The 6,184-nt window shown below is 34.8% G+C and carries 12 protein-coding genes; 1 reads left to right on the top strand and 11 read right to left on the bottom strand.

Annotation, left to right across the window (positions count from 1 at the left end; genetic code table 11):
* Nucleotides 1-639 precede the first annotated feature (639 nt).
* Nucleotides 640-897, top strand: coding sequence for a Rossmann-fold NAD(P)-binding domain-containing protein (locus tag DR88_RS00075; protein ID WP_025862334.1), 258 nt, complete (start codon nucleotides 640-642; stop codon nucleotides 895-897).
* A 190-nt stretch (nucleotides 898-1,087) separates the two neighbouring features.
* Here the strand turns inward: DR88_RS00075 and DR88_RS00080 are convergent, their stop codons facing one another.
* The 11 genes from DR88_RS00080 to DR88_RS00125 form a co-directional block, all read right to left on the bottom strand.
* Nucleotides 1,088-1,672 (bottom strand): hypothetical protein, encoded by a 585-nt coding sequence (locus DR88_RS00080; protein ID WP_032444117.1) that lies wholly within the window; start codon nucleotides 1,670-1,672, stop codon nucleotides 1,088-1,090.
* Between the two features lie 25 nt (nucleotides 1,673-1,697).
* Complete coding sequence (locus DR88_RS00085) at nucleotides 1,698-2,210, bottom strand: hypothetical protein (RefSeq protein WP_004148937.1); 513 nt, start codon at nucleotides 2,208-2,210, stop codon at nucleotides 1,698-1,700.
* Nucleotides 2,211-2,316: 106 nt separating this feature from the next.
* Nucleotides 2,317-2,619: a hypothetical protein gene (locus DR88_RS00090; protein WP_004148936.1), complete on the bottom strand. Its 303-nt coding sequence runs from the start codon at nucleotides 2,617-2,619 to the stop codon at nucleotides 2,317-2,319.
* A 67-nt stretch (nucleotides 2,620-2,686) separates the two neighbouring features.
* Nucleotides 2,687-3,385, bottom strand: coding sequence for an N-6 DNA methylase (locus DR88_RS00095; RefSeq protein WP_050511162.1), 699 nt, complete (start codon nucleotides 3,383-3,385; stop codon nucleotides 2,687-2,689).
* A 112-nt stretch (nucleotides 3,386-3,497) separates the two neighbouring features.
* Nucleotides 3,498-3,770, bottom strand: coding sequence for a hypothetical protein (locus tag DR88_RS30195; protein WP_061349947.1), 273 nt, complete (start codon nucleotides 3,768-3,770; stop codon nucleotides 3,498-3,500).
* A gap of 4 nt (nucleotides 3,771-3,774) precedes the next feature.
* Entirely contained in the window at nucleotides 3,775-4,065 is a 291-nt protein-coding gene (locus DR88_RS00100; RefSeq protein ID WP_004148933.1) for a hypothetical protein, read from the bottom strand.
* A 137-nt stretch (nucleotides 4,066-4,202) separates the two neighbouring features.
* Complete coding sequence (locus tag DR88_RS00105; protein ID WP_025862062.1) at nucleotides 4,203-4,721, bottom strand: type 4 pilus major pilin; 519 nt, start codon at nucleotides 4,719-4,721, stop codon at nucleotides 4,203-4,205.
* Nucleotides 4,722-4,731: 10 nt separating this feature from the next.
* Nucleotides 4,732-5,052: a hypothetical protein gene (locus tag DR88_RS00110; protein ID WP_004148930.1), complete on the bottom strand. Its 321-nt coding sequence runs from the start codon at nucleotides 5,050-5,052 to the stop codon at nucleotides 4,732-4,734.
* 15 nt (nucleotides 5,053-5,067) lie between these two features.
* The gene (locus DR88_RS00115) at nucleotides 5,068-5,496 is read right to left on the bottom strand and encodes a hypothetical protein (RefSeq protein ID WP_004148929.1); all 429 of its coding nucleotides are present in this window, start codon (nucleotides 5,494-5,496) and stop codon (nucleotides 5,068-5,070) included.
* Nucleotides 5,480-5,797, bottom strand: a complete 318-nt coding sequence (locus DR88_RS00120) for a hypothetical protein (RefSeq protein ID WP_001569517.1) — start codon at nucleotides 5,795-5,797, stop codon at nucleotides 5,480-5,482. Before DR88_RS00120 ends, DR88_RS00115 begins: the two co-directional genes overlap by 17 nt.
* Complete coding sequence (locus tag DR88_RS00125) at nucleotides 5,797-6,159, bottom strand: hypothetical protein (protein ID WP_004148928.1); 363 nt, start codon at nucleotides 6,157-6,159, stop codon at nucleotides 5,797-5,799. The genes DR88_RS00120 and DR88_RS00125 overlap by 1 nt, the downstream gene beginning before the upstream one ends.
* Nucleotides 6,160-6,184: the final 25 nt, after the last annotated feature.

The following is a 6,184-nucleotide window of genomic DNA, read 5'->3' as shown; positions in this document are numbered from 1 at the left end:
TATACTCCCCTAATTTCCCTTTATGGGATGGGCTATAGCCCATCCCATAAAGGGAAATTAGGGGAGTATAGAACCCAACCCATAGCGCCAACCCATAACCCATATTAGCGATCCATATATGATCCGGTTGGTTATTTTTATTTGGGTGGACAGGCTGGACAAAGTGGACAGCTATAATTTTTGGCTGTCCAGTATGTGTGTCTGGTAGTGGGTGGACAGACTGGACAAAGTGGACACTAGGCGCAAAGCCTTGATATATAAGGCTTTATCTCTTGCAATCTGTCCATTTGGTATAGTGGACACGTTGATCTGTCCAGTGGACAACAGCTAATTAGGGTTTAAAACTGTCCATTTGTTTGTCCAGTAGTCCAATTAGCAAGGTGGACAGCTTTGTATGGTGGACAGGATCGAGGTAGAACAGTGTAGCTAATGGCGGTGTTGGAAGCAATTAAGGGTTTTGGGTTTTGTTGGTTTGGGTTTATGGGTATCAACCTAAATCCCATAGTAACCCATACCCTATTTGATACCTGATCTCAAAATAACAGTAGTATAGATTAGTATAGTCTATATTGTAATTGCTAGTTGTGGTTCATTTGAGCTACAATATTATCAATCCAACGATAACAGGAAGCATCGAGCATGAAACTGATTACCTTGCTGGCTAAACACTTCGACGTTGAAATAGCTGATTTTGAGATGGAAGATGAAACCCTGCCAGAAGCAATCTGGATTTATGAAAAGGGGCAAGACTCTGAACCAGTTGTGATCCTGAAACCAACCGAACAGCCGGGAAACTGGAAAGTTGGAAACATCTACTCTGCCCTTCCTCATGATGCCATCCTTTCAGAACAACAGCTAAAGGAACTGGTAAAGGCCGGGAAGGTGCTGAAGGGCTAACGCCCTACCAAAACAAAGAGTATAGACTATATTATACTAATCTATACTCTGTTATCTTCTGGTCTGCCATTATGGTTCCAGCTCCGGCATAAGGTAAAACTCGCCTTTTGGTTATACTTCTACTTTTTCCCTGATGTGCCTGATTACCTTAGTTCTACGCCAGATTTCAACACAGAGAGTATAGTCTATATCAGTATATACTACTTGTTTTTGTCTGGTCGAAAGCCTCTAAACCACGCTGTAGAGCCTTAAGGTAAGCTACTGGCCTCCTGAACGTATTAATCACTTCCCTGTATACTGTCCTGTCTTCATAGGGGCTGTAATCAGCAGGGTTCTTGTTAACGTCCATGATGCTGATTATGATCTCTTTTTTATTTTTATACTTCATATCAACCAAGAACACAGCCTTTTTACCATTATCTAATTCTTTTTCCTGACCGCTGATAGACTCATATTCTTCAATAAGCTCAATATTTTTATTGCTTGTTGTCAAGCCTAAAGATCTGTTCAGCTTCTTAAGCTCGTTATACATATCTCTTAAATATACAACAATAATAAACCTTGATTGATATCTCCTCCTCTTGTTTTTTAAGGATTCAATGTAATCTCTATTGCTCTTGATAAATGCTTCATGCTGTTCAACGTCATAAGACAATAACTCTTCTCTATAAAGTATGTTTAAGAACTCATTAAAATACATAGTTTCATTTTTTTTTAACTCAAGCTCTTTTATCTCCTTCACGATTTGTTGAAAGCTAATAAATTGTTTTTCCATATATCACCTCGTTAAATTATATTTTTTATACTATATCATTTCCTGTTTTATAGAAGGTTATATTTTTCCTACCAATCAACATTCCAGTAGCGAAAACATGATATTTATTTGATAGATTAAAATGCTTACCTTCTTTAATTATATCTTGATAAATGTCTTTCGTTAAATCCCTTACAGCATTATTATTCCATACTAAGTAAAAACCTTCATTTTTATTGTTTTTACCGAATAAATATTTAGATGAATCATTTTTTATTCTTGAAATGAAAAATTTAGATTTTTCTCTACTACTCCAGTAATCATTAATCAAATGCTCAATAATGTTTTCTTTTTTCTTCGTTAGATCATAGTTCATTATAGCTTCAGCCATTTCAAAGTCTGCTTCTTGTGCCGCTTCAAAAGATACAATATTTTTTTCCCCTTTGAGCATTGCTATAAAATTATCGTTTGTTCTTTTTATTTTCTCTCTCCTTTTCAAATCCATTATTGCATCATCTAAGGATTTATCTATCATTACTGTTGTGTGTTCTATTTTCATTATACTTCTCCTTTTGTTTTGGTTTATGTATATACCTATAACTGATATAAAATAAAAGTATATAGTTAAATATACTTTTATTTTATGTTTCAGATAAACGGTGTAGTTATATCCTTTTTATAGTGGTTTTATTATTGGCTGTTGGTATAAATGATTTTAGATATGTGTTCTGAAAGTGTGCTATTAACATATTAATCAAAACTGAATTAATATTTCTACAACCCTTAAGATTAACAGTGTTATTTATAAAGTGATCTCTTAATGCTGGTAAGTTATCTGACACAAAATCTATTGTCGCCTGAAACCCTTCTCTTCTGTTTATTTCGTCTAAAAGAATAACAGCCTCGCCTTGAGATAATACTTTTGCTTTAGCCTTTAATTCGTCTATAAATGTTTTGTGTTTTATCATATGACTTCTCCTTTTTTGTTTTGGTTAATAATCTTTAATCTATAAAAAAGAAAAAGTCTAATTTATTTTATACTTTTTGTTTTTTATTATGATAAGAGGTATAACTAAAGGATTGTTTTAAGTTGTTTAATAACGCATTGCCATTAAATATTTTGACTGATTTTATATCTACGTCTTTAAAAGCTACTGGAGCCATAATCTGAACAATAGCCATCTTAACCATTAGTGGATCTATGTCGTTCATTTGAACAGCCTGTTCAAGATAGTGTCCTTCTCTCCTACAGCGTTCTCTGAGCCTTGCCAGTGTCATAGATCCTGCACCACAACATTCTTCATAGAACGTTCCAGAAGGGTCTGATGATGCCTGTAATGACGCTGTGAGGCTGCTAATGTCCATAGGAGTAAGGAACTGGCCTAATCCATCGCCGTTCTTGCCTGTGAGGTAGAGATCTTCAAACAGCTCTGATAGAACGTCTGTAAAAGCTTCTTCCTGTTTTATAATGTCCATATAGAGAAAAGCGGCATCTGCTGCTCTTGTATATTTAACAACCTCATTCTTAGGCATGTTAGCTATGATGTTGCCATCAAATATTTCAGATGTTATTTTGAATGTTGAATCCTTCTTCTTGGTTAATCCATCGCAAACAAGATAAAGGCAAAAGCCAGTAAATAGCTCAATACCTTTTATTAGATTGTTAGCATTCGAAGGTGATAAAGGGTTTTTGATTTCAGTGATGAGTTTTGATAAATGCTGTATGTTATTCATAATGTTTTCCTTTAGTTTTTTAATAATTAAAGTTAACACTATGACAAAAGCATAAATCAAATTTATTTCTATTTTAAAAAAAGAAAGCCCCTGAGCGGGGCTTGTAAAACTTTTATCTTGAGAATACTACTCTTTCTGAATAGATGGTTTTAGAAAGAACCACAGTTAAGATCAAAAACACAAATAGAGAAGCTAAACCAATAAACATATTCTCTGAAAAAATCAGCACCACAAAGCTTAATACGACAGATAATAAAGCGCCAATTTGACCAAACCATAACGGTGCTTTACCGTATGTTATGTTTGCTCCGCAAGGTAAACACACACCTAAGCCGTGTTTTGTTTCGTGATCACAAAAAGGACAGCGAACAGTTTTCTTTTCCATTTGATTAATCCTTCTCAAAAACTACGCCTTGATAAACTACACCTTGTTTTACTTTCTCAATTTTGAAAGTAAAAGATCCAATGTCTTTGTTTTGTGTTTTAGCAATGTATACAGGTTTTTGGCTTTCATCCCATGACTTAACATTAAAGGTGCTGTCTTTAAACTTGATTACGTCCTTTTGAATATCAAGCCTTACCCCATACTGCTTACTGATGTATTCGCCATAAATACCGTCATTACAACCTGCCAGAAGTGAAGCCATACCGATAACCGCAACCGCCATAAACTTTTTCATACTCAACCCTCATTCATTATAAAAGTGGTCAGTTATGCACCAGATCGGCGTGATAGTACCAATAAAACCTAGCTAAATCAATTTGTTAATTAGGCTTTTATTAGGTAGGTAAGACAAGCCCCGGTCGGGGCTTTTGGTTAGTCGGCGTTGGTAAAAACAAGCACTGAACTGGTGTTAAAGCTGGAACAGAAAGCAGTTATGTCTGCCATGCTGGGTGTGGCCGCAATCTTAGATCCTGATGTGGTGTTGCTTATGTTTCTATAAACCACCCTACCGCTGCTTACAAGCGTAGAACAGGCGCTTAGTGGAACATTGTAGAAAGACACATCATAAGAGTCGTCCAAGCCGTTGTGAGCCGTTATAGTGAGCTTACCGCCATAGGCATTCACAAGCGTGTTAGTTCTGGTGTCTACCAGCGTAGAAGGAAGACTCTTTGAACTGATGAGCATACTATTAGCTTCGGCTATAGTGGGCTTAGAAGCTGTTATAGCGTTCATGGCTTTACTGATAGTAGCCAGATCGCGTATAGCGTTGCTTGTTCTGAACCCTTCCTGCAGCTTGCTATACCCGTAAAACGTTGCTCCGGCGATGCCAGTAGCAACTACCAGCACTAATAACAACTCAATCAGGATAAATCCTTTTCTACGTCCTTTCATTGAAACCTCCTTATGCCGCAAACTTTGGCTTGAAAAAACCTTTTATTTTTGAATAAATTTTCTTTACTAAGAAGAAAACACCCAAAATAAAAGTCATTGAATAAGTAAGTTTTAAATAGTGAACAAAGATAAGAGATAGAACAATGTGAACCTCTCTTGATAAATGAACTGATATAAATAAAGAGGCTAATAAAGCAACTCCTACCCATCCTATATTTTTATATATCTTTGTTAATTTCTTACTGCTTTTGATTTTAATGCCTGTATAAATAAAAAACGCTATAAATAAACAAAACACTATTTCGCCTGATGCTATTGATAATATATTCATAATGTAATCCTTTTTTTAGTTTAAAAATACGCTCATTCCATTAAAAGCTTCTCTACTGCTTTTGGTTCTTGCGTTGATTCTTTTTTGTTTTCTGTATCTTCTGATAATTAACATTGATAAAATCCATAAGTGAATCATCATCATGATAATTATGCCTTCATCAATACCTACTGCCTTTGCTGTTAGACTTATAAAAAAGAGTATGGTTATTGTTGCCATCGTAAACTTGAAGTAATCTTTTGGATTAAACCAATCCTTTTTGAAAGTGCTTTCTTCTATACTACCGCTTACAGTCATAAGCTTTTCAACAACTATTATATTCCTTTTAAACCACGCCCTTATAATGTTTCTTCGTGTTCTTTCTGTATAAACACATGAAAAATACAACCCCATCACAAACGCACTTGTTTTTACTAACACCAATAAATCATTTATCATCTCCATCTGAATCACCTTTTATAAAACTCATTGCCTTATCCTGTGTTTTTACCGCCTCTTCAAGAACTATGTTTGTTAAGTCCTCTTTCATTTGCTCAATAATACTCGTTGTTTCATTTGCTCTTTTCTTACCTGCCGGGGCATATGCCACTTTGAGTATTTCTACAAACGGACTATCTACCCTGAATCTTTCAAACTTACGCCCACGTAAAACTTTGACTATTTTTAGTTTTATTTCGTATGTCGCTGTTGTATTAGAAACCAAGTGGTAATCGTGTTCATTAAAACTGATTGAATCCAATATCATTATAATCCTCCTTCTCTTTGGTCTTTAAAATGTATGAAAAATGAATTGTTTTGAGCTAACTTGAACGTTAACAACTTAAGGAACTGAGCCTCTTTCTCACTGTCCTGATTTTTTTCAGGAGCGTAGAAGAAAACAGAACCTGATACTATTTGATCTTTTCTTTTGCTGTAAGAAAGGATTCCATCAAGTCTTTTGAAAGTTGTTATTTTCTTTCCAAGTTTACCACTTAAATAGTTAGTTAAATAATCAACATCTATTCTTTCTGAACTTGCGAAAACTTCGTTATGGTTCCTACCTTTTCTTATATCGTTTAATATTCCATGAGCTAAAGCTATTGTTTTAATCTCTTTTATAGCATTCATATTTAAAACCCTCTTATATTTATTT

Origin of the sequence: Klebsiella pneumoniae (assembly GCF_000742135.1) — a bacterium.
GTDB lineage: Bacteria > Pseudomonadota > Gammaproteobacteria > Enterobacterales > Enterobacteriaceae > Klebsiella > Klebsiella pneumoniae.
This window is presented reverse-complemented; position numbering and strand designations above follow the sequence as displayed.

Bases quoted from the DNA above. Each gene is read 5' to 3' on its own strand.
- DR88_RS00080 (WP_032444117.1), bottom strand. From the start codon at position 1,672: ATGGAAAAACAATTTATTAGCTTTCAACAAATCGTGAAGGAGATAAAA.
- DR88_RS00075 (WP_025862334.1), top strand. From the start codon at position 640: ATGAAACTGATTACCTTGCTGGCTAAACACTTCGACGTTGAAATAGCT.
- DR88_RS00115 (WP_004148929.1), bottom strand. From the start codon at position 5,496: ATGGAGATGATAAATGATTTATTGGTGTTAGTAAAAACAAGTGCGTTT.
- DR88_RS00105 (WP_025862062.1), bottom strand. From the start codon at position 4,721: ATGAAAGGACGTAGAAAAGGATTTATCCTGATTGAGTTGTTATTAGTG.
- DR88_RS00095 (WP_050511162.1), bottom strand. From the start codon at position 3,385: ATGAATAACATACAGCATTTATCAAAACTCATCACTGAAATCAAAAAC.
- DR88_RS00125 (WP_004148928.1), bottom strand. From the start codon at position 6,159: ATGAATGCTATAAAAGAGATTAAAACAATAGCTTTAGCTCATGGAATA.
- DR88_RS00090 (WP_004148936.1), bottom strand. From the start codon at position 2,619: ATGATAAAACACAAAACATTTATAGACGAATTAAAGGCTAAAGCAAAA.
- DR88_RS00110 (WP_004148930.1), bottom strand. From the start codon at position 5,052: ATGAATATATTATCAATAGCATCAGGCGAAATAGTGTTTTGTTTATTT.
- DR88_RS00100 (WP_004148933.1), bottom strand. From the start codon at position 4,065: ATGAAAAAGTTTATGGCGGTTGCGGTTATCGGTATGGCTTCACTTCTG.
- DR88_RS30195 (WP_061349947.1), bottom strand. From the start codon at position 3,770: ATGGAAAAGAAAACTGTTCGCTGTCCTTTTTGTGATCACGAAACAAAA.
- DR88_RS00085 (WP_004148937.1), bottom strand. From the start codon at position 2,210: ATGAAAATAGAACACACAACAGTAATGATAGATAAATCCTTAGATGAT.
- DR88_RS00120 (WP_001569517.1), bottom strand. From the start codon at position 5,797: ATGATATTGGATTCAATCAGTTTTAATGAACACGATTACCACTTGGTT.